General features: G+C 57.3%; 16 protein-coding genes. 7 read left to right on the forward strand and 9 right to left on the reverse strand.

Annotation, left to right across the window (positions count from 1 at the left end):
* Positions 1-154 precede the first annotated feature (154 nt).
* The 3 genes from efp to accC all read left to right on the forward strand — a co-directional run bounded on the left by efp (position 155) and on the right by accC (position 2,682).
* Positions 155-718 carry an elongation factor P gene (gene efp / locus IC231_RS18490; protein WP_190785947.1) on the forward strand — a complete coding sequence of 188 codons (564 nt, stop codon included), beginning with the start codon at positions 155-157 and terminating at the stop codon, positions 716-718.
* Between the two features lie 22 nt (positions 719-740).
* On the forward strand, positions 741-1,229 hold the full coding sequence (accB, locus tag IC231_RS18495; protein WP_190785948.1) for an acetyl-CoA carboxylase biotin carboxyl carrier protein: 489 nt from the start codon (positions 741-743) through the stop codon (positions 1,227-1,229).
* Between the two features lie 106 nt (positions 1,230-1,335).
* Positions 1,336-2,682: an acetyl-CoA carboxylase biotin carboxylase subunit gene (accC, locus tag IC231_RS18500; RefSeq protein ID WP_190785949.1), complete on the forward strand. Its 1,347-nt coding sequence runs from the start codon at positions 1,336-1,338 to the stop codon at positions 2,680-2,682.
* A gap of 81 nt (positions 2,683-2,763) precedes the next feature.
* On the opposite strand, the gene IC231_RS18505 is transcribed toward accC, so the two are convergent.
* On the reverse strand, positions 2,764-3,339 hold the full coding sequence (locus IC231_RS18505; protein ID WP_190785950.1) for a DUF3109 family protein: 576 nt from the start codon (positions 3,337-3,339) through the stop codon (positions 2,764-2,766).
* 185 nt (positions 3,340-3,524) lie between these two features.
* Between IC231_RS18505 and IC231_RS18510 the strand changes: the two genes are divergently transcribed.
* The 3 genes from IC231_RS18510 to murA all read left to right on the forward strand — a co-directional run bounded on the left by IC231_RS18510 (position 3,525) and on the right by murA (position 8,033).
* On the forward strand, positions 3,525-5,783 hold the full coding sequence (locus IC231_RS18510) for an ATP-dependent helicase (protein WP_190786009.1): 2,259 nt from the start codon (positions 3,525-3,527) through the stop codon (positions 5,781-5,783).
* 136 nt (positions 5,784-5,919) lie between these two features.
* The gene (locus IC231_RS18515; RefSeq protein WP_190785951.1) at positions 5,920-6,642 is read left to right on the forward strand and encodes a DUF4290 domain-containing protein; all 723 of its coding nucleotides are present in this window, start codon (positions 5,920-5,922) and stop codon (positions 6,640-6,642) included.
* 86 nt (positions 6,643-6,728) lie between these two features.
* On the forward strand, positions 6,729-8,033 hold the full coding sequence (murA, locus tag IC231_RS18520; RefSeq protein WP_185886556.1) for a UDP-N-acetylglucosamine 1-carboxyvinyltransferase: 1,305 nt from the start codon (positions 6,729-6,731) through the stop codon (positions 8,031-8,033).
* A gap of 80 nt (positions 8,034-8,113) precedes the next feature.
* Here murA and IC231_RS18525 read toward each other — a convergent pair whose 3' ends face one another.
* The 8 genes from IC231_RS18525 to IC231_RS18560 form a co-directional block, all read right to left on the reverse strand.
* A complete protein-coding gene (locus IC231_RS18525; protein ID WP_185886558.1) occupies positions 8,114-8,452 on the reverse strand; it encodes a phage holin family protein in 339 nt (112 codons plus the stop codon).
* Positions 8,453-8,577: 125 nt separating this feature from the next.
* A complete protein-coding gene (locus tag IC231_RS18530) occupies positions 8,578-9,672 on the reverse strand; it encodes an agmatinase family protein (RefSeq protein WP_185886560.1) in 1,095 nt (364 codons plus the stop codon).
* Between the two features lie 107 nt (positions 9,673-9,779).
* Complete coding sequence (locus tag IC231_RS18535; protein WP_211539185.1) at positions 9,780-10,412, reverse strand: chemotaxis protein CheC; 633 nt, start codon at positions 10,410-10,412, stop codon at positions 9,780-9,782.
* A 64-nt stretch (positions 10,413-10,476) separates the two neighbouring features.
* A complete protein-coding gene (locus IC231_RS18540) occupies positions 10,477-12,108 on the reverse strand; it encodes a chemotaxis protein CheA (protein WP_190785952.1) in 1,632 nt (543 codons plus the stop codon).
* The gene (locus IC231_RS18545; RefSeq protein ID WP_190785953.1) at positions 12,105-13,178 is read right to left on the reverse strand and encodes a chemotaxis protein CheB; all 1,074 of its coding nucleotides are present in this window, start codon (positions 13,176-13,178) and stop codon (positions 12,105-12,107) included. The genes IC231_RS18540 and IC231_RS18545 overlap by 4 nt, the downstream gene beginning before the upstream one ends.
* A gap of 84 nt (positions 13,179-13,262) precedes the next feature.
* Positions 13,263-13,634, reverse strand: coding sequence for a response regulator (locus tag IC231_RS18550; RefSeq protein WP_185886567.1), 372 nt, complete (start codon positions 13,632-13,634; stop codon positions 13,263-13,265).
* An 82-nt stretch (positions 13,635-13,716) separates the two neighbouring features.
* The gene (locus IC231_RS18555) at positions 13,717-14,220 is read right to left on the reverse strand and encodes a chemotaxis protein CheW (protein ID WP_190785954.1); all 504 of its coding nucleotides are present in this window, start codon (positions 14,218-14,220) and stop codon (positions 13,717-13,719) included.
* Between the two features lie 75 nt (positions 14,221-14,295).
* Positions 14,296-18,708 (reverse strand): methyl-accepting chemotaxis protein, encoded by a 4,413-nt coding sequence (locus tag IC231_RS18560; protein WP_190785955.1) that lies wholly within the window; start codon positions 18,706-18,708, stop codon positions 14,296-14,298.
* A 351-nt stretch (positions 18,709-19,059) separates the two neighbouring features.
* Here IC231_RS18560 and topA point away from each other — a divergent pair, with 351 nt between their 5' ends.
* Entirely contained in the window at positions 19,060-21,549 is a 2,490-nt protein-coding gene (gene topA / locus IC231_RS18565) for a type I DNA topoisomerase (RefSeq protein WP_190785956.1), read from the forward strand.
* The last annotated feature ends 176 nt before the right edge of the window (positions 21,550-21,725 follow it).

The following is a 21,725-nucleotide window of genomic DNA, read 5'->3' on the forward strand; positions in this document are numbered from 1 at the left end:
TCGTGCCGCCCCGCCATCTTACCGGGACGGCACTTCTTTTTGAACTAAAAAGTACGCATCATCTGGCTAGCTGCTCTGGGCCCGTTTCCAACTGAGTAGCAGGATACGTCCCGCTTTTTGGTTCAGAGCTTTTACCACTCACTCCATTCCCATCATGGCCACTACTGCAGATTTCCGCAACGGGCTCGTTCTCAACTACAACGGCGAGTTGCATGTCATCACCGAATTCCAGCACGTGAAACCCGGCAAAGGCCCGGCCTTTGTACGGACCAAGCTTCGCAACATCAAAACCGGCCGTGTACTTGATAACACGTTTAACGCCGGCGTAAAGGTGGAAACGGCCCGCGTGGAGCAGCGTCCGCACCAATACCTGTTTAAAGACGATTACGGCTACACGTTCATGGACAACGAGTCGTTTGAGCAGGTAGTGCTGCCGGAAGCCATGGTGCCTTTCGCCGACCTGATGAAGGAGGGGCAGGTTGCCACCATCCTGTTTCATGCCGAAACCGAGCAGCCCCTCACGGCCGAACTGCCGACGACGGTAGAGCTGATGGTAACGTACACGGAGCCCGGCCTGAAAGGCGACACCGCTACCAACACCCTCAAGCCCGCCATCGTGGAAACCGGTGCCCGAATTCAGGTGCCTCTGTTCATTGATACCGATACCAAAATCCGCATCAAGACCAGTGACTACTCCTATGTCGAAAGAGTCAAGTAAGCAGCCCCTCAAGCCTTCTGCCATGAAAGCCAAAGAACTCCAGGAACTCATCGACTTCATTGCGAAGTCAGGACTGAACAAGGTTAACATCGAAACCGAAGAATTCAAGATTTCGGTTCAGCGCGAGCCCAGCACGAAAGTGGTGAGCAGTGGTGTAGTAGCAGCGCCCGCTCCTGCTGCCCCGGCAGCCGCACCGATTGCTGCTCCGGCTGCAGCCCCTGCTTCGGCACCAGCTCCTGCTCCGGCCCCCGCCGAAGCCACCGGCAATGCTTACGTCCCCCTGAAGTCGCCGATGATTGGCACCTTCTACCGCAGCAACAGCCCCGATTCGCCGGCCTTCGTGCAGGTGGGTGACCTGGTAGAAAAAGGCCAGGTAATCTGCATTATCGAAGCTATGAAGCTCTTCAACGAAATTGAAGCCGAGCAAAGTGGCCGCGTAGTGAAAGCCATGGTCGAAAATGCTTCTCCCGTGGAGTACGACCAGCCGCTGTTCCTGATTGAGCCGATGTAATTTTGGAACTGAGAAATAAGAGCTTAGAGCTTAGAACTGCTGAGTTGGCCCTAGGCCTCTCGCTTCTAAGTTCTAAGCTCTTATTTCTCGCATCTACCCTAGAGCTGTGTTTAAGAAAATACTGATTGCCAACCGGGGCGAAATTGCACTACGTATCATTCGTACCTGCAAGGAAATGGGCATCAAGACGGTAGCGGTGTACTCCACTGCCGATAAGGAAAGTCTGCACGTACGCTTTGCCGATGAGGCTGTATGCATCGGCCCGCCGCCCTCGTCGCAGAGCTACCTGAGCATCCCGACGCTGATTGCCGCCGCCGAAATCACCAATGCCGACGCTATTCATCCGGGCTACGGTTTCCTGAGCGAAAACGCGGAATTCTCTCGGGTTTGCCAGGAAAACGGCATCAAGTTCATCGGGGCCTCGCCCGAGATGATCAACCAGATGGGCGACAAGGCTTCGGCCAAGGCTACCATGATTAAGGCCGGCGTACCCTGCATTCCGGGTTCCGTGGGCCTGCTGGATTCGGTGGAGCAGGGCAAGAAGATTGCCGCCAAAATCAAGTATCCGGTTATTCTCAAGGCTACAGCCGGGGGCGGCGGGCGCGGTATGCGCATCATCAACTCCGAAGACGAGTTTGAGAAGGCCTGGAACGATGCCCGCACCGAAGCCAAAGCCGCTTTCGGCAACGACGGCGTGTACCTGGAGAAATTTGTAGTAGAACCCCGCCACATCGAAATCCAGATCTGTGGTGACCAGTTCGGGCGGGTGTGCCACCTGTCGGAGCGTGACTGCTCGATTCAGCGCCGCCACCAGAAGCTGGTAGAAGAGGCTCCTTCGCCGTTCATGACCGATGAGCTCCGTGAGAAGATGGGGAAGGCAGCCATTGCAGGTGCCTCAGCCATCAGCTACGAAGGTGTAGGCACGATTGAGTTCTTGGTGGATAAAAACCGCGACTTCTACTTCATGGAGATGAACACCCGGATTCAGGTGGAGCACCCCGTGACGGAGGAAATCATCAACTACGACCTCATCAAGGAGCAGATCAAGGTAGCGGCCGGCATCCCGATTTCGGGCGACAACTACTACCCCCGCATGCACGCCATGGAGTGCCGCATCAACGCCGAAGACCCGACCAAGGACTTCCGCCCCTCCCCAGGCAAAATCACGACGCTGCACATCCCCGGCGGCCACGGCGTGCGCGTAGACACGCACGTGTATGCCGGCTACCAGATTCCGTCAAACTACGACTCGATGATTGCCAAGCTCATCACCGTGGCCCAAACCCGGGAGGAGTGCATCGTGAAGATGAAGCGCGCCCTGAGCGAGTTTGTGGTGGAAGGCGTGAAAACCACGATTCCCTTCCACTTGGCCCTCATGGACAACGAGGACTTCAAAGCAGGCAACTTCACCACGAAATTCCTGGAATCTTCCTTCGACTTCTCAACTGTGTAGGCGTTCCGCTTGATTTAAGTTAAAAAAAAGACCAGCCCCTAGGCTGGTCTTTTTTTTTGTTCCCTGCGTCAGGCTTACTGATTATACCTGCGCGGCGCCGTGCTCAATTTCGCGCACCAGCTCGCCGTACCAGTCCTCGCCGTACTTGCGGATGAGGGGCTCTTTGAGAAATTGGTAGACCCGCACGCCCAGGTTGGCCCCGTTGGCACAGGCTGGGTTGCAGATGCCCCACCGGTCATAGTTCAGCGCCTCGAACCCGTCGTATTTGGTGATGCGGATGGGGTACAAATGGCAGCTGATGGGCTTTTTGAAGCTTGTAGCGCCGGCCAGATAGGCCTGCTCGATGCCGCATTTCAGGATGCCCCGCTCGTCGTAAAGGGCGTAGGCGCACTCCCGGTCGTTGATGGTGGTGGTGCTGTAGTCGCCTTCCCAGTCTTTGATGTACGTGCCCTGCTGCGCAATGGCCTCGCGGCCCGCTTCGGTGATGAAAGGCTTGATGGCTTCATACTCGGTTTCGAGAATCTGAAGCTCGGCTTCTTCCAGCGGCGCGCCCAGGTCGCCTTCCACGCAGCAGGCGCCTTTGCAGGCTTCGAGGTTGCACACGAAGAAATTGTCCCGAACGTCGTCGGAAATAAGGGTGTTCTGTATCTGAATCATGGTGCGGTAGGCGGCAGAAGCTCCCAGGCACGTTCAGGTTGCCAAGTCACAGGGACTTAAAGCGGCAACGGACGAGCCTTCGAGAAATGTGGCTACAAAGATAACCCCGTTTCCTCACCCGCCCTGAATGCTGTACCTTTGCTAACAAGCCAAAAAGCTTAGTTTCTGACTGACGACGAATGGGACTGGACTATCATTCTTTATTGAACCCCTCGCAGGCGGCCGCCGTGATGCAAATCGAAGGCCCTTGCATGATTATAGCAGGTGCCGGCTCTGGCAAAACCCGGGTGCTCACCTACCGCATTGCCAACCTGCTGGAGCAGGGCATCGACCCGTTCAACATTCTGGCCCTCACCTTCACCAATAAGGCGGCCCGTGAGATGCGCGCCCGTATCGAGAAGGTAGTAGGCCCGAATGCCAAGAATCTGTGGATGGGCACCTTCCACAGCATTTTTGCCCGCATCCTGCGCTCTGAGGCCGACAAAATCGGCTACCCCCGCTCCTTCACCATCTACGACACACAGGACTCCAAAACCCTGATTGGGCAGATTCTGAAAGAGCTGGAGTTGGACGACAAGCTCTACAAGCCCAACATGGTGCTGGGCCGGATTTCGTCGGCGAAGAACAAGCTGATTTCGGTGCAGCAGTACCTCAACGACCCCGTAATCCGGCAGGATGATGAGGCGGCGCTGCGGCCCAAGCTGGGCGTAATTTACCAGCAGTACGCCAACCGCTGCTTCAAGGCGGGTGCTATGGACTTCGACGACCTGCTCTACCAGACCAACGTGCTGTTCAAGGAGCATCCGGATGTGCTGAACAAGTATCAGAACATCTTCAAGTTTGTGATGGTAGACGAGTACCAGGACACCAACTACTCGCAGTACCTGATTGCGCGCAAGCTGGCTGCCAAGGAGCGCAACATCTGCGTGGTAGGCGACGACGCACAAAGCATTTACGCCTTTCGGGGTGCTGATATTCAAAACATTCTCAACTTCGAGAAAGACTACCCGGAGCTGCAGGTGTTCAAGCTGGAGCAAAACTACCGCTCCACCCAGATTATCGTGAAGGCGGCCAACTCCGTCATCAAGAACAACCAGGCCCAGCTGCGCAAAGACGTTTTCTCCGACAACGAGGAAGGCCCGCTGATTGAAGTGCTAAAGGCGGCCTCCGACAACGAGGAAGGTAAGCTGGTGGCCCAGAGCATCTACGAGGACAAGATGAACCAGCATCTGTCGTACGATGATTTTGCCATCCTGTACCGCACCAACGCCCAGAGCCGCGCCATGGAAGAATCCCTGCGCAAGCTCAACATCAAGTACAAGATTGTAGGCGGCCTGAGCTTCTACCAGCGCAAGGAAATCAAGGATCTGGTGGCCTACCTGCGCCTCACGGTGAACCCCAACGACGAGCAGGCCCTGCGCCGGGTCATCAACTACCCCAAGCGCGGCATCGGCGACACGACCATTGCCAAGCTCATCGGCGCGGCCGAGGAAGCTAACCACACCATTTGGGAAGTGGTAGCCAACGCCGACCAGTTTCTGCCGGCCCGCGCGGCCAACCCGATTGTAGACTTCGCCGAGAAAATCAAGGCCTACACGGCTATAGCAGCGAAAGACGACGCGTTTGAAGCGGCCAAGTTCATTGCCAAGAACTCGGGCATGATTGAGGAGTTGTATGCTGATAAAAGCATTGAGGGCCTCTCGCGCTACGAGAACATTCAGGAACTGCTCAACGGTATTAAGGCCTTCGTGGAAGACCCGGAGCGCGAGGAAAAGACGCTGGGTGCCTTCCTGCAGGACATTGCCCTGGTAACGGACGCCGACACCAAAGACGCGCAGGCCGAAGGCGAGCAGGTGACCATGATGACCATTCACTCGGCCAAGGGGCTGGAATTCCGCAACGTCTACATCGTAGGCATGGAGGAAAACCTCTTCCCGAGCCAGATGATGATAACCTCCCGGGCCGACCTGGAGGAGGAGCGCCGCCTGTTCTACGTGGCCATTACGCGGGCCGAAAAGAAGCTAACCCTCAGCTACGCCACCTCCCGCTATCAGTGGGGCAACCTGCGCAGCTGCGAGAAAAGCCGTTTTCTCGACGAAATCGACCCGCAGTACGTTGATTTCAAGTATTCGGCGGGGCCGGGGCCCGACCGTGCCGGGCCGGGCGAGTCGCCGTTTGGACATGTATTTGAGCGGCGCAGCAACCTCATTCCGGCCGCACCGCGTAAAACAGCAGCCACTAAATACGTAGCTCCCGCCGATTTTAAGCCTTCTGATACCAGCAACCTGCAAACCGGGCAGCGCGTGGAGCATCCGAAGTTCGGCTTCGGCGAAGTAACCAAGCTGGAAACCGTTTCGGGCTCCACCAAGGCCATTATCAATTTCGAAGAAGTCGGCGAGAAGACGTTGTTGCTGAGTTTTGCGAAATTGCGCGTACTGGGCTAACGCTCAGCTTGCGGTTTCGGCCGGAGAAACACAGCCAGGCACTTTTTCTAGGCTTCCGCTGCTTTTCGTCCGGTCCGCACCAACCATCCTAATTATTGCACAAGTGCCGGCCGCTGCCGGCCCAACTCTTCTCTGAATGCCCCTTCCCATCTTACATAAACACGAGCTCCTGCAACGCGAGTACGGCCAAAGCACCTTCCAACTGGTGCAGGGCCTGCGCGACATCGAGGATAAGGCCGAACGTACGCGCCGCGCCACGCAGATTGTGCAGCTCATTTTCCGGCTGCAGCCCACCCTGCGCGACCAGCCCAACTCGCAGGAGAAAGTCTGGAACCACCTCTACGAAATGGCCGATGAGGACCTGGACGTGGACGCACCTTTTGAGTTGAAAGGACTCAGCCAGCTGCACCAGCACCCAAAGCCTCTGCCCTACCCCGAGAAAACGTTGAAACTACGTGCCTATGGCCGTGGTGTGGAACTCATGGTGGAGAAGGCGCTGACGATGGAAGACCCCACGGAACGTGAGCAGGCCACCATCACCATCGGCCGCACCATGAAATTCCTGTACCGTTCTCACAACAAGGAAAACGCCAAGGACGCTACCATTCTCAAGCACCTGAAAGACCTTTCGGGGGGCCAGCTCACGCTGGATCCGGCGCAGGTGGAGGCACAGGGCCTGTTCGAAATGGCAGCCGCACCTGCTTCGGCAGCCGCCGGGCGCCCGACGCCATTCATTGTGCCACAGCCCCGCCAGGAGCGCGAAGGCCGGCGTAGCGGTGGCGGCAATGGCAACCGGCGCGATAAACAGCGCCGGGGCGGTAAAAAAGGCCGTCAGGAACCACAACAACCTCCGCAGTAATTTTTTGAAGACAGAAGCAGGAAGCAGATCTGCCTGCACCAAATGCCCGGCAGACCTTTTAGCTCTCCACTTCTAACTCCTCTCTCATGGCCTCATTTGAAGTACTTGGCGGACATCCGCTGAAAGGTGAAATCGTGCCCCAGGGCGCCAAAAACGAAGCGCTCCAGATTCTGTGTGCGGTTCTGCTGACCTCTGAACCGGTTACCATCTCCAATATTCCCGACATCCGCGACGTCAACAAGCTGATTGAGCTGTTGCGCGACATGGGCGTGAAAGTGGGGAAGCTAGCTTCAGACACGTATCTGTTCCAAGCTGATGCTGTAAACCTCGACTACCTCGATACGCCGGAGTTCGTGGAACAGGGTCGGGCCCTTCGCGGGTCCGTCATGATTCTGGGCCCGATGCTGGCCCGTTTCGGACGCTGCCAACTGCCCAAGCCCGGCGGCGACAAAATCGGGCGCCGGCCGATGGACACCCACTTTTTGGGCCTTGAGAAGCTCGGGGGCAAGCTCACCCTGGAAGGCCTGGACTTCTACCGCATTAAGGCAGAAAATGGCCTGACCGGCGCCTATATGATGCTGGACGAAGCCTCCGTGACGGGCACTGCCAATATTGTGATGGCCGCCGTGCTGGCGAAAGGCACTACTACTATCTACAACGCCGCGTGCGAGCCATATCTGCAGCAGCTCTGCAAAATGCTGGTGCGCATGGGTGCAAAAATCAACGGTATCGGCTCTAACCTGCTGACCATTGAGGGTGTTACGGAGCTGGGCGGCACTGAGCACCGCATGCTGCCCGACATGATTGAAATCGGCTCCTTTATCGGCCTGGCAGCCATGACAGGTTCGGAAATCACCATTAAGGATTGTCAGATTGCGGAGCTGGGCCTGATTCCGGATACGTTCCGCAAGCTGGGCATTCAGATGGAATTCCGCGGCGACGACATTCATATCCCCGCCCAGGAGCACTACGAAATTGCTACGTACCTAGACGGCTCCATTCTGACGGTTTCCGACCACACCTGGCCGGGCTTCACACCTGACCTGCTCAGCATTGTGCTGGTGGTAGCCACCCAGGCCAAAGGCACGGTGCTGATCCATCAGAAGATGTTTGAGTCGCGTCTGTTCTTCGTCGATAAACTCATCGATATGGGGGCCCAGGTAATTCTCTGCGACCCACACCGCGCCACCGTTATCGGCCTCGACCAGCAGAAGCAGCTGCACGGCATCACCATGACGTCGCCTGATATTCGGGCGGGGGTTGCGCTGCTGATTGCGGCGCTGTCAGCCGAAGGCCGCAGCGTGATTGAGAACGTGGAGCAGATTGACCGCGGCTATCAGTACATCGACAAGCGTCTGAACGCGCTGGGGGCTCAGATTCGTCGCCTCTAAAACCTGTTTCTATTGCACAAAAAGGCCCGGCTCTCCAGATGAGAGCCGGGCCTTTTCTATACTGTAGCAGCGCTTTAGGCTTAGTCTACAACCATATCCACGATGGACGTTACGACGGAAAGCACGACGCTAAACAACAGCGCCGAGAGGAATCCATCCAGCTTGAAGCCAGGAATCAGATAGTCGGCAATCATGACGATAACCGCATTGATAACCAGCAGAAACAGGCCCAGCGTCAGAACCGTAATCGGGAAACCGAACAGTTTCAGAATAGGCTTGAGGATGGCATTCAGGACTGCCAGCACAATCACCAGCATGATAGCCGCCCCAAACCCGTCGATATGGGAGCCAGGCAGGAATTTCGCCAGCACAAAGGTGATGATGGCAGAGAGCAGAAATTTAACAATGAAACCAACCATAGGAGCAGGTAGCTGAAGTGTGAAAACAGGGAACAGAGGACGATTTTGGCCGGTGTACGAGGCCAGCGCGCAGAAAGATAGGGTTTCACGAATTCTTTCCTAAACTCGTCCTTTCACTCAGCCTGTTACTTTTCTGCGCCCCGGTCCTGAAGAAGCCCCTGGGATACTCCCATCCAGTTGGCCATATTGTAGAGCAGCCGGGCACCCACTATAGCATTCCATTCCGTGTCGCCGGGAGCCACCTCGTTCAGGTCGCAGCCAATGATGGTGCGGCCCGAACGCACCACAGAGCGGATGAGGTAGAGTGCTTCTTCAAACTCCAGACCACCGGGTACGGGCGTACCAGTACCGGGGCACAGTTTGGGGTCCAACCCATCAATATCAAAGCTCAGGTACACTTTCTGCGGCAGCTGGGCAATGATTTTGCCGCAGACCTTCTTCCAGGACTTCTTGGCAAACCGCTCGTCGCTCAGGAACCGGTTGTGGAACATGGTGATGCGGCCCTTGCTCTGCTCCACCATTTCGGCTTCCTGCTGGCACAGGTCGCGGATGCCCACCTGCACCAGCTTTTTAACCTGCGGTAGTTTCAGGGCGTTGTACATGATAGAAGCGTGCGAAAATTCGAACCCCTCGTAGGCAGGGCGCAGGTCGCAATGGGCATCAATCTGCAGAATTCCGAATTCCTCATGACGCTCGGCCAGGGCATGCAGATAGCCCAGCGGGGTGCTGTGGTCACCGCCGAGCAAGACCACGCCTTTGCCGGCGTCGAGGTAGGCCCCCGTTTTCTTTTTCAGATACTTTACCAACGCTTCTCCACGCTGGTTGATATGGACAGGAGCCGTCGAGAACTTCGCGTGACTTTCTTCCGGCTCGCCTTCCTCTAGCCAGCCTATGTAGTCTTCGGCCAGAGGGCGAAGCTCCCGGCTTTCATCGGCCGTTTTTTCATCGGGCTCCTCCATAGCCAAGCCCATGCGCCAGGCATCGGGCAGGTCAGGGTCGAACAGATCGACTTGTAGCGAGGCGTCACGAATGGCCGCAGGACCTTCAGCAGTACCGGCGCGGTACGACACGGTCACTTCCCACGGCACAGGCACTATTACGACTTGCGCTTCTTCGACCGTGAAAGGCAACCCATATACGCCGCCCTGGGTGTCACCCAGAGCATTGGGGTCGAAAGCAGCTAATTTTTTCTCCAAGCTGGAGGACGTGGTGTTAGCCATAGAAGTAGTAGGAAAAGGAAACAGACGTGCGAAAATAAATAACCACTCCATAAGAGCGGTAAGCCGGACTTAGGAGTGGTTATCAGGAAAAGTACAGATCGGTGCAGCTAATTCGCAGTACCGCCGAAGAAGTCATACGTCCGGATAATCTCGAGGATTTTCTCGAAAGTCGGCCGGTCAAAGAACAGCATTAGCGGCAGCTCTACTGAATTTTCCTTATCAGAAAACTGCGTAATGACGCTGAATATCAGGGGTTGGACCTGGGGCTGAGCATCCAGCAAGTTGTGCAGCGAGTTGGCAATGTCGCCACGCGGTGCCGTGGGGGGGGCGCCGTAGATTTTTGCCTTCAGAATATTGGCCAACTGCGTGACTAAGGCTCCCGTGATGATGTTGCTGATTTCCAGCAACAAGGATTCCTGCATCTCGTCAATAGCCGTAGACGCTGGGGTATCCATCCGCAGGCATACCCGCGACAAACGCTGGATATGTTGCCCCGAGAAGAACATCAGCGTTGTGCCATTAAACTCACCCCGGATGTCGGACTGAATAGCGACGTTGGTCTGCTGAATTTCACGCACCATGTCCAATATCCCGTTGCCGGGCATCAGATCAAGGCTGGGAACTTCCAGCAATACTTTCTCCTGGGCAATTACCGCAAACGAATCGGCGGCGCGGGCCAGTCCTATGTTCAGAATTTCACGGACGACGTCTCGCTCCAGTTCTGTCATGTGCAAGTCCATATATTTCAATCAGTTGGCCGAAGGTCGCTGGAAACAACTAGTCCGGAATCAGCAGTACGCATTTTCATAGCCGTCGGGCTAGAAACAGTCGAGTTAAAGCAGGAACATCCAGTACGAGGCACACCTGCCCACTTCCGAGCAAGGTAACTCCACCGAACAATTCAATGGTGTCAAGCGGTTTGGTCATTGGCTTGATGACGATGTTCTGCTGGCGCAGAAACCGGTCGACAATCAGGCCCAGCTTACGGTTATTGTAGTTCACGATGATGATGTCCTGACGGCCCTGTACCTCGGCACGAGTAGCCGGTTGCAATGGCTCGTCGCCATTTTGCAGCAGACGGCGCAGGCTCACAACCGGCACATTTTCGCCCTGTACTTCGGCCATCAGCAGCCCCCCCACCACATGCAGGTCGTCGGGCCACAACGACACTACCGAGTCAGTGTGCATCAGCGGAATGGCATAGCTACGTTCGTCCAACTCGAAAAGCAGTGCCCCCTTCACAGCAATGGAAGTCGGCAGCACCAGCGTGAACGTGGTGCCCTGGCCCAAGACTGAGTCGACGCGCAATTGCCCACCCAACGAGTCGATGGCCAGCTTTACCACGTCCAGCCCTACCCCACGGCCCGAAATTTCGGTTACTTCTTTTGCCATCGAGAAGCCCGGTTCGAACAGGAAGGCCCGCACAGCCTTGTCGTCGAGTTGGCGGGCGGCCTCTTTGCCTACCAGCCCGCGCTCCACCGCTTTGCGGCGCACACTCTCCACATCGATTCCCCGTCCATCATCCGTCACCTGAATCAGGACGTCGTCGCGCTCGGTCTGGGCCGACAGCGTGAGCTGGCCCTGAGCGGGCTTCCCGGCTTTCTCGCGCTCCGCCGGGGTTTCGAGGCCGTGCGCAACGGCATTGCGCACGAGGTGCAGCAGCGCATCGGTGATAATCTGCAGGATGTTGCGGTCAATCTGAATATCCTGGCCGCTTAGGGTAAGCTCCACCTGCTTCTGCTCAGCGCTGGCCACGTCGCGGACCACCCGCGGAAACTTGTTCAGCAAGGATCCCACATTTACGAGCCGGGCATCCATTACGGAATACTGCAGTTCGTCGGTGATGCGGAACAAATGGGCGGCGGAGGTTTGCAAAGCCGAATTGCCAATCTCCTGGCTCAGAGTCAGGATACGGTCCCGGTCAATTATTAATTCGCCTACCAGGTTGAGCAGATGGTCGAGTTTCTTGATCTGGATGTAGACGAGGTCCGATAACTCCAGCTTCCGGGTGGCATCTTCTTCGTCGGCCAGCTCGCCTTCCAGCACGGGCTCTTCTCCACGTACCAGCCGGTCAAGATTGTCGAGCAGCACGTTGCTGTCAGGAACTACTTCGTCGTCTCCGACAGCCCGAATCATGGCCCCTATCATGTCCACCCCGGTAAAGAGGACGGCTGCCAAACTCCCACTGAATTCGCGCTCCTTGCTTCGGATTAGCCCAAAAATGGTTTCCATATGGTGCGCCACTTCCCCGATGGAAGTATAGCCCATAGCCCGCGAGTTGGATTTCAGATTGTGCATGAGCCGAAACAGCTCATTTAGCGCCTGCGAGTCGTGCGGATTACGCTCCAACTCGCTGATATGGCGGCTCATGGCATCGTAGGCTTCCAGCGCCTCGGCCATGTACATTTCGCGGTATTCCTGTTCGCGTGATTTCATAGCTGAAAGGAGCGAACGGGAAATGAGCCAACGGCCTGAGCGGTTGGTACAGGCAGCGCAAAAAAGGAAGTATGGCGCGTTATGGCTGCGGCCAGTTGCTCCAGCGGCAGTACTGCATTGGCCCAGCCGTGTTGAATCACAGACTGCGGCATAGAAAACAGCGCGGAGGAGGCTTCATCCTGAACCAGCACCATTCCGCCATGTTGCCGGATAGCCTGTGCTCCCAGCGTACCGTCGCGGCCGAGGCCGGTCAGCACTACGCCCAGCACGTTGCTCCCGATAGTGCGGGCTGCTGAACGCATCAGCAGGTCTACCGATGGCTCATCACCGGACGGGCTGGGTTCGGCCGTGTACTCCGTCTGCCATGCCTGCCACGGACTGTTGGTAGCAGCTTTCACCAATAAGTTGCGGCCACCCGGAGCTACTACAATATGGCCGGGCTCCAGCACGGTGCCGGGCCAGCCTGCCACTACCGGCAATGACGTGGCCCGGCGCAACCGCTCCACGAAAGAATTGAGGAATGAAGCAGGCAGATGCACCGCCACCAGAACAGAGTAGGCTAATGAGGCCGGCAGGCCCCGCACCAACTGCTCAACGGCCGTAGTGCCGCCGGTAGAGCCCCCGATAATAACCAGTCCGCGCGAAATACCCGGAATAGCGCTTTTCGTTACCAGCTTGGCTGCTGCTCTGGCAGACTTCTGCGGAATAATCCGGCGTACTTTCCGCAGCACCTCGGCACTCCATTCCGCTGGCACGCTATTGGGCCGGATGGTGTCGAACACTCCCCAATGGGCAGCCTCACGCAGCATTCCAGGTAAAGGCTGCCCCTCACAGTACAGAAGCGCAGGTATGGACGTGTAGCGGCTAAGCTGCTCTACATCCCGCAACTGGCTTTCCCCCACGATTACCAACCCCGGCCGCAGACGCCGAGCTACCGCCAGCAGCTCAGTCGCGCCGGCACTGACCACTTTTAGGTCGGGCTGGCTCTGGAGCAGGCGTGTCAGCCCCAGCCGCAAAGCCGTAGACAGGTTGCCGAGCAGAATGGTGAAAGAAAGGGAACGTTCGGGCACGGAGAAAATAGAGAATACCTGTGTGCTACAGGCAGCAGAGCATCAGCCCGCTGGCAGCACGAAGTAGAAAACCAGAGGAGGCTGCTATTCTGCCGTCTGCAGCGCGCCGCTTACGATTTCCAGGACTTTTTCCTCGGAAAATGGCTTCACGATGTAAGCCGAAGCGCCGCTTTCCAGTGCTTCATTCACGATTACCTCCTGCCCAACGGCGCTGCACATGACCACTTTCACGTCCGGATCGTTCTGGCGAATGCCTTTCAGCACGTCCAGGCCCGTGTTATCCGGCAGAATTACGTCCAGCGTGATGAGGTCGGGCTTGGCTGAAGCGGCCATTTCCAGCGCCTGCTGGCCATTAGCGGCCTCACCTACCACCTCGTAACCGGCGTCAGTGAGCATATTCTTGAGCATCGTGCGCATATAGAAGGAGTCGTCTACGATGAGGATGCGGTTTTTCATAGGGGCAATTCAAAAATCAGAGAGAAAAAGAAGGCAAAAGGTCAAAAGCCGGACCTTGTACGGGTAGCAGCCAGCAAAGATGCTACCGGGGCTGTAACTGCATTATCTCATTAGGAGTGAGCAGCTTCAACATATCCAGCACAATGATGATGCGGCCATCTATTTTTACAATTCCCTCAATGTACTTGTCGTTGATGTTAATGTCTTGGATGAACTCTGGGGCTTTTTCAATGCTGGAAACCGGAACTGAAAGAGGCTGAGGCACCTCGCGCACTACAATACCGATGGTGTAGTCCTTAGCTTCAATGGCCAGCGTGTAGGAAACGGTTGGTAACTCCTCGTCAGCAGGCCGGAGCCGGAACCGTTCTTCCAGGTCAATGATGGCAATGATGTCGCCCCGCAGGTTGGCAATGCCCTTCACGAAAGGCGGGGTTTTGGGCATCCGCGCAATTTCGGGCGTCACGGTTACTTCCTTCACCTGCTCGATGCGCAGCCCATACTCTTCCTCCCCCAGGCGGAACACAATCAACTGAATGATGGTGTCCGGCTTATTTTTTTTGTCGGTGGTCAGTTCTGCGTCAGGCATTCGACGGGAGTATTCCAGTTTCAGGGCAGGGTTCCGCTGTCGGCCCCTGCCCCTTCCGGAGGTTAGCTGCTGGAATTATTTACTGGCTTTGGCCTTGGCCTTTTTCACTGGCTTCTCAGCCGATGCGGCCGGGGTTGGCGTCGAGCCATTGCCGTTAGCAGAAGCGGTGGAGGCCGTAGCCCGGACCCGCCGCTCTGGCTTGGTAGCTTCAGGAGTGGCTTTTGCTTTGCGGGCGGCAGCTGGCTTCTGGACCGTCGTTGGTTTGGCCGTGTTAGTACGGCGCCCACCCGGAGCTGGAGCAGTAGTGTTGGGAGCAGCGGCTGTAGCGCGCCGTCCTACCATTCGCTCAGACGGAGTGGAGGCAACTGGAGCTGCTGGCTGTTGGCGCATTGACCGGCGCATTGGCAGTGGTTCCGGCTCTGGCTCATCCTCCACATACTCAATCAGCTGGAAGTTGGACAGGCCCAGCTGCAGGTCGTCGGCAATGTCGGTGAGGCGCTGGCTCGATACGGTCAGCTCGTGCATGGACGTGGAGAGCTGCTTGGCCGTGCCGGCTACCTGCTGCGTACCCGAAGCCGTCTGCTCGGCAATGGCTACCACTTCTTCCACGTACTTCACCACGTCGCCGATAGACGTTTTCTGTACCTCGGTAGCCGTCAGAATGTCGCGGGAGGTGCGGAGCGTTTCGCCGGAGCTGGTGGCAATGTTCTTAAAGGCCGAGCTGGCCTCGAAGGTAGCGTTCTTGCCTTTCAGTACCCGGCCTTCCATGGTGCTGATTGCGGTTGCGGCCGACGTGGTATCTTTCTTAACGTCGTCTACCAGCGTCCCGATTTCCGAGGCGGAGCGGCGGGAGCCTTCGGCCAGCTTGCGGATTTCTTCGGCTACTACCGCGAAACCGCGGCCGGCTTCCCCGGCGCGGGCCGCTTCGATGGCGGCGTTCAGAGCCAGCAGGTTGGTTTGCGAGGCAATGTCGGTAATCACGCCCAGCGACTTGCTGATGTCTTGGGAGCGAACCGAAAGAACTTCGATGGTTTTAGCCGTCTGGGCTGCCGCCGCCGAAATTTCCTCCATGTTCTTTACCACTTCCGCTACGGTTTTCAGACCGAGCTGCGAGGTTTGCTCACCCAGGATAGCTGCCTTAATACCGATATCGGCTTTGCCGGCCGTTTCCTTGGTGGCCTGCATGATTTCTTCAATTAGCTTGAAAGCCTGGTCGGTCTTGAGGGCTTGGTTCTGCGCGCCTTCGGCCATCTGCTGCATGGCCAGGGCCACGTCAACCGTTACCCGGCTCATCTCCTGCCCTTTCGCCGCCATTTCTTCCGACGACGTACCCACTACCTGCGACGAATCGTTGATTTCCGCCAGCAGGTCGTTCAGCGTATCCACGGCGAGGTTCAGCGCGTCAGCCATCGACTTGATGTCGCCAGCCGTCTGGATTTCAACCTGCTGCGTCAGGTCGCCTTCAGAAATGGCCCGTACCACGCGGCTCACTTCCAGTACCGGCGAGGCAATGGATTCGAGCAGGTCGTTGAGCGTATCCACGATTTCCTTCCACGAGCCGCTCACGCCGCCTACCGTGGCGCGTTCGGTCAGCTTGCCTTCCACACCGGCCACTTTGGCCACGCGGCTTACTTCCTGCGCCAGTCGGTTCAGGTCGTCCACCATGCGGTTGATGGTGTCGGCTAGCTCGGCTACCTCGCCTTTGGCGTCCAGCGTCAGCTTCTGGGTCAGGTCACCCTGCGATACGCCGGTTACTACCTTCACAATGCCTCGTACCTGTGTGGTGAGGTTGGCCGCCAGCGTGTTTACGTTGTCGGTCAGGTCCTTCCATACGCCGGTTACGTTCGGAACTTCGGCCTGGCCACCCAGTTTACCTTCGGTGCCTACTTCCTGCGCTACGCGGGTTACTTCGCCGGCGAAGATGTTGAGCGAGTCCACCATCCGGTTGATGTTGTCTTTCAGGTCGAGCAGCTCGCCTTTTACATCTACCGATACCTTCTGGCTCAGGTCGCCGCGGGCTACGGCGGTGGTTACGTTGGCAATGTCGCGCACCTGGCTGGTGAGCGAGGCGGCCATGAAGTTTACGTTGTCGGTGAGGTCTTTCCAGGTGCCGCGTACGTTCGGTACGTCGGCCTGGCCGCCGAGCTTGCCCTCGGTGCCTACCTCGCGGGCCACGCGGGTTACTTCGTCGCCGAAGGTGTTGAGCGAGTCCACCATCTGGTTGAGGTTTTCCTTCAACTGCAGCAGCTCACCACGCACATTCACAGTCACTTTCTGCGACAAGTCACCTTTCGCTACAGCCGTAGCTACGTTGGCAATGTCCCGTACCTGAGAGGTCAGGTTCGAGGCCATCGTGTTTACGTTGTCAGTGAGGTCCTTCCAAGTACCGCTCACATTCGGCACCGATGCCTGGCCGCCCAGGATACCCTCGGTACCTACTTCGCGGGCCACGCGGGTTACTTCGCCGGCGAAGATGTTGAGCGAGTCCACCATCTGGTTGAGGATGTTTTTCAGGTCGAGAATCTCGCCTTTCACATCCACCGTCATCTTCTGGGTCAGGTCGCCTTTGGCTACCGCGCTGGCTACGTTGGCAATGTCCCGTACCTGAGAAGTCAGGTTCGAGGCCATGTAGTTTACGTTGTCCGTCAGGTCTTTCCAGGTACCCGATACGCGGGGTACGCTGGCTTGGCCGCCGAGCTTGCCTTCGGTACCTACTTCGCGGGCCACGCGGGTTACTTCGTCGCCGAAGATGTTGAGCGAGTCCACCATCTGGTTGAGGATGTTCTTCAGCTCCAGGATTTCTCCTTTTACATCCACGGTCATCTTCTGGCTCAGGTCACCGCGGGCTACGGCCGTGGCTACGTTGGCAATGTCTCGCACCTGCAAGGTCAGGTTCGAGGCCATGTAGTTTACGTTGTCGGTCAGCTCCTTCCACACACCGGCCACGTTCGGTACGTCGGCCTGGCCGCCAAGCTTGCCTTCGGTGCCTACCTCCAGTGCCACGCGGGTTACTTCGCCGGCGAACAGGTTGAGCGAGTCCACCATCTGGTTCAGGTTCTGCTTCAACTGCAGCAGCTCGCCTTTCACGTCTACCGTAATTTTCTGCGACAAGTCGCCTTTGGCTACGGCGGTAGCTACGTTGGCAATGTCTCGTACCTGCAAGGTCAGGTTCGAGGCCATGTTATTTACGTTGTCGGTCAGCTCCTTCCATACGCCGGCCACGTTCGGAACGCTGGCTTGGCCGCCCAGACGGCCTTCGGTGCCCACTTCCTGCGCCACACGGGTTACTTCGCCGGCAAACAGGTTGAGCGAGTCCACCATCTGGTTCAGGTTCTGCTTCAACTGCAGCAGCTCGCCTTTCACGTCTACCGTAATTTTCTGCGACAAGTCGCCTTTGGCTACGGCGGTAGCTACGTTGGCAATGTCTCGTACCTGCAAGGTCAGGTTCGAGGCCATGTTATTTACGTTGTCGGTCAGGTCTTTCCAGATGCCCGATACGTTGGGCACCAGTGCCTGGCCGCCGAGTTTACCTTCGGTGCCCACTTCCTGCGCCACGCGGGTTACTTCGCCGGCAAACAGGTTGAGCGAGTCCACCATCTGGTTCAGGTTCTGCTTCAACTGCAGCAGCTCGCCCTTTACATCAACGGTAATCTTCTGGGTCAGGTCGCCCTTGGCTACGGCCGTGGCCACGTTGGCAATATCCCGCACCTGAGAAGTCAGGTTCGAGGCCATGTAGTTTACGTTGTCCGTCAGGTCTTTCCAGATGCCGCCCACGTTCGGTACGCTGGCCTGGCCGCCGAGCTTGCCTTCGGTGCCTACTTCCTGTGCCACGCGGGTTACTTCGCCGGCGAACAGGTTGAGGTTGTCGATGGTCTTGTTGATGGTTTCAGCCATCACCTTGAAGTCGCCGGAAACCGGAATCTGGAAGGTTTCGTCCAGATTGCCTTTGCTGATGTTCTTGAGCACTTTGCCCACTTCCAACACCGGCACGGCAATGCTATCCACGAGGCCGTTGATGTTGTTGATCATGTCGCGCCAGAAACCGGCGGCGTTGTCGGCGGAAGCACGGGCTTTCAGGTTGCCTTCTACCCCGGCTACCTTCGAGATGCGCGACACCTCGCCGCCTACCCCGCCAATCATTTCCACCATGGAATTGTAGGCTTCGGCTATTTCGGCGAAGATGTCGTTGTTCTGCTTGGTCAGGCGCACCGATACGTCTCCCTTCTTAAAGGCGTCGAGAGCGTAGAGCACCCGGTTGAGCTGCTCGTTGATGTAGTCGGCATTTTCCAGGGCTCCGCTGCTGCGTACGTTCGAGCCTTTGGCACTACCGCTGCGGCGCGTGATATCCCCGACGGTATCATCGTCCACATCCAAGGCTTTGCCCTTGGCGCTTACGACGGCGGCGGAAGTAGTGCCTGCGGAACTAGTATCGGCCGGATTGGTGGCAGCCGAACGACGGGTGGTTGGAGAAGTCTTACCTGATGCCATAAAAAGCAAGGAGTAGCGGGACGTGCGGGAAGGGCAAAGGAGGTGCAGAAGACGCAAAACCGCCTCTGCCCAACTAGGCAAAGGTAGCGAATACGCCTAGTTCAAAGCGAATGATTCTTCAAGATCTGCAGAAAGTGTGGAATCTGCTTTCGGTGAACCAGTTGCGGTTATTTCGCTGTTGCCCCCACACGCCCCAACCCCGCGGCCGGTTCCGGCATTATAGCGCAGGGCGTCCGGTTGCCGGATTATTCCAGCATCTTTGCGGCAAAATTCAACTTCCTGCCCGCTGCCGCGTTTTCTATAGGAAACCGCCTACTGTCAGCCTCCCATTCCCGCCTCTACGCTTCCCTCATGGTCAAAAATCTAGTCATCGTCGAATCCCCCGCGAAAGCCAAAACCATCGAAGGCTATCTGGGGAAGGACTTCGTCGTTAAGTCATCCTTCGGCCACGTCCGTGACCTGCCCAAGGATAATAACGCCATCGACATTGCCAATGGCTTCAAGCCGACGTATGTGGTGTCGGCGGATAAGCGCGAAATCATCAACCAGCTCAAGAAACTGGCGAAGGAAGCCGAAACGGTGTGGCTGGCGAGTGACGATGACCGGGAGGGAGAAGCCATTTCCTGGCATCTGGCCGAAACGCTTAACCTGACCGGTGGCGGCAAGACGCGCCGCATCGTGTTTCGCGAAATCACGAAGAATGCCATCCTGGCGGCCATTGAAAACCCGCGGGAAATTGACCTGAACTTGGTGAATGCCCAGCAGGCCCGCCGCGTGCTCGACCGGCTGGTGGGCTTTGAGTTGAGCCCGGTGCTGTGGAAGAAAGTAAAGACCGGGCTTTCGGCAGGCCGCGTGCAGTCGGTGGCTGTGCGCCTGGTAGTAGAGCGGGAGCGGGAAATCAACCAGTTCAAAGTATCGTCGGCATACCGTGTGACGGCACGCTTCGATGCCGGCAAAGGGGCCGTGCTGGAGGCCGACCTGCCGACGCGCTACAAGACCCGTGAAGAGGCGGAGGCGTTCCTGGCCCGCTGCGTGGGTGCCGACTACCGCATTGAAAACCTGGAGAAAAAGCCGGGCAAGCGCAGTCCCGCGCCACCCTTCACTACCTCTACCCTACAGCAAGAGGCCTCACGCAAGCTGGGCTTCTCGGTAGCGCAGACCATGAGCGTGGCCCAGAAGCTGTATGAAGCCGGCAAAATCTCCTACATGCGTACCGACTCGGTGAACCTCTCGCAGGATGCACTGACGGCCGCTCAGGAAGAAATCAGCCGCGCTTACGGCCCTGAATACGCCCAGACCCGGATTTACAAAACCAAATCGGCGTCGGCGCAGGAAGCCCACGAAGCCATTCGGCCTACTGATTTTGCGCTGGTAAAAGCCGGCTCCGACTCGCAGGAGCAGCGCCTCTACGACCTGATCCGGAAGCGGGCTATGGCCTCGCAAATGGCGGACGCCCAGATTGAGCGCACGGTAGCCACCATTGGCATCAGCACCCAGCCCGGCACCATGCTCACGGCTACCGGGGAGGTTATCACGTTTGAGGGTTTTCTGAAAGCGTATGCCGAGAGCAAGGACGAAGAAACCCAGGACGATGAGGCCAGCCAGGAATCGTCGTTCTCCCGCGGGCTGCCGCCACTCACGGTGGGCCAGCAGTTGCCGCTACAGCTGTTGCGGGCCGTGGAGCGCTATGCTGCCCCAGCCGCACGCTACACGGAAGCTTCGCTGGTGAAGAAGCTGGAGGAAATGGGCATCGGCCGGCCTTCCACGTACGCCCCCACCATCAGCACTATCCAGAAGCGGGGTTATGTTGAGAAAGATACCCGTGAAGGCAAGGAGCGAAAATTCCATGTCCTGACGCTGGACGGCAGCGAAGTAAAAACCGAGGTAAAAACGGAAACCTACGGCGCCGACAAAGCCAAGCTGTTCCCGACGGATACGGCCATGGTAGTCAACGACTTTCTGGTGGAGCACTTCCCGGTGATTGTGGACTACCAGTTCACGGCGAAAGTGGAAGGCGAGTTTGACCGGATTGCCGATGGGGAGGAGCTGTGGACCGACATGCTGGCCGGCTTCTATGGCACCTTCCACGAAACGGTGGAGCGCGGCAAGGACATTGAGCGTAATACGCTCGGCAGCAACCGGGAAATTGGTGTTCATCCGGAAACCGGGCAGAAGCTGACGGCCCGGCTCGGCCGTTTCGGGCCGTATGTGCAGATTGAGCCCAAGGAAGGCGCGCCTGAGGATGAGAAGGCCGTGTACGCAAGCTTGCGCAAGGGCCAGTTTATCGAGAATATCACGCTGGAAGAGGCACTGGAGCTGTTTAAGCTGCCGCGCATCGTGGGCGAGTTTGAGGATAAGTCGATGACGGCAGCACTGGGCCGGTTTGGCCCTTACATCCGCCACGACAGCAAGTTTTACTCGCTTACCAAGGAGCAGGACCCGCATACTATTACGGCGCAGGAAGGAATCGACCTGATTGAGGCCAAGCGCAAGACGGATGCAGAGCGGCTTATTAAGGCGTTTCCTGACCGGGAGGATGTGCAGGTGCTGAACGGGCGGTTTGGCCCCTACATCGTGGTGGGCAAGAAAAACGTGAAGATTCCGAAAGGTGAAGAGCCCGCCGACCTCACACTCGAGCGTTGCCTGGAACTGGCCGACGCTACTCCGGACAAGCCGGCCAAAGGAGGCCGTTTTGCCAAGAAAGCGCCGGCGGCTGACCCTAAAGATGCCGCCGACAAGCCCGCTAAGAAAGCTGCTGCTAAAAAGCCGGCTGCCAAGAAGCCAGCCGCTAAAAAAGCCGCTGGCACTACCGCGAAGAAAGCTACTGCCAAATCGAAGTAGCGTGTTTTTTCACCCCATCAAAAAGGCCTGCCGGTAATTCCGGCGGGCCTTTTTGATGGCGTTTATTCACGGATTTGCTGCATAGCAGAAATTTCTTTCTTGCTTCAACCTAGCAGCACGCAAGAATATAGCAGAAGGTCGTTATAGAAGCCCTGCCGGTTGCGGCATTTGTGTTA

Source organism: Hymenobacter duratus, assembly GCF_014698995.1.
In the GTDB taxonomy this organism is placed as follows: domain Bacteria; phylum Bacteroidota; class Bacteroidia; order Cytophagales; family Hymenobacteraceae; genus Hymenobacter; species Hymenobacter duratus.

Coding starts and splice junctions, on each gene's coding strand:
- efp (WP_190785947.1), top strand. CDS start 155: ATGGCCACTACTGCAGATTTCCGCAACGGGCTCGTTCTCAACTACAAC.
- accB (WP_190785948.1), top strand. CDS start 741: ATGAAAGCCAAAGAACTCCAGGAACTCATCGACTTCATTGCGAAGTCA.
- IC231_RS18505 (WP_190785950.1), bottom strand. CDS start 3,339: ATGATTCAGATACAGAACACCCTTATTTCCGACGACGTTCGGGACAAT.
- IC231_RS18515 (WP_190785951.1), top strand. CDS start 5,920: ATGCCCCTTCCCATCTTACATAAACACGAGCTCCTGCAACGCGAGTAC.
- murA (WP_185886556.1), top strand. CDS start 6,729: ATGGCCTCATTTGAAGTACTTGGCGGACATCCGCTGAAAGGTGAAATC.
- IC231_RS18525 (WP_185886558.1), bottom strand. CDS start 8,452: ATGGTTGGTTTCATTGTTAAATTTCTGCTCTCTGCCATCATCACCTTT.
- IC231_RS18530 (WP_185886560.1), bottom strand. CDS start 9,672: ATGGCTAACACCACGTCCTCCAGCTTGGAGAAAAAATTAGCTGCTTTC.
- IC231_RS18535 (WP_211539185.1), bottom strand. CDS start 10,412: ATGGACTTGCACATGACAGAACTGGAGCGAGACGTCGTCCGTGAAATT.
- IC231_RS18540 (WP_190785952.1), bottom strand. CDS start 12,108: ATGAAATCACGCGAACAGGAATACCGCGAAATGTACATGGCCGAGGCG.
- IC231_RS18550 (WP_185886567.1), bottom strand. CDS start 13,634: ATGAAAAACCGCATCCTCATCGTAGACGACTCCTTCTATATGCGCACG.
- IC231_RS18555 (WP_190785954.1), bottom strand. CDS start 14,220: ATGCCTGACGCAGAACTGACCACCGACAAAAAAAATAAGCCGGACACC.
- IC231_RS18560 (WP_190785955.1), bottom strand. CDS start 18,708: ATGGCATCAGGTAAGACTTCTCCAACCACCCGTCGTTCGGCTGCCACC.
- topA (WP_190785956.1), top strand. CDS start 19,060: ATGGTCAAAAATCTAGTCATCGTCGAATCCCCCGCGAAAGCCAAAACC.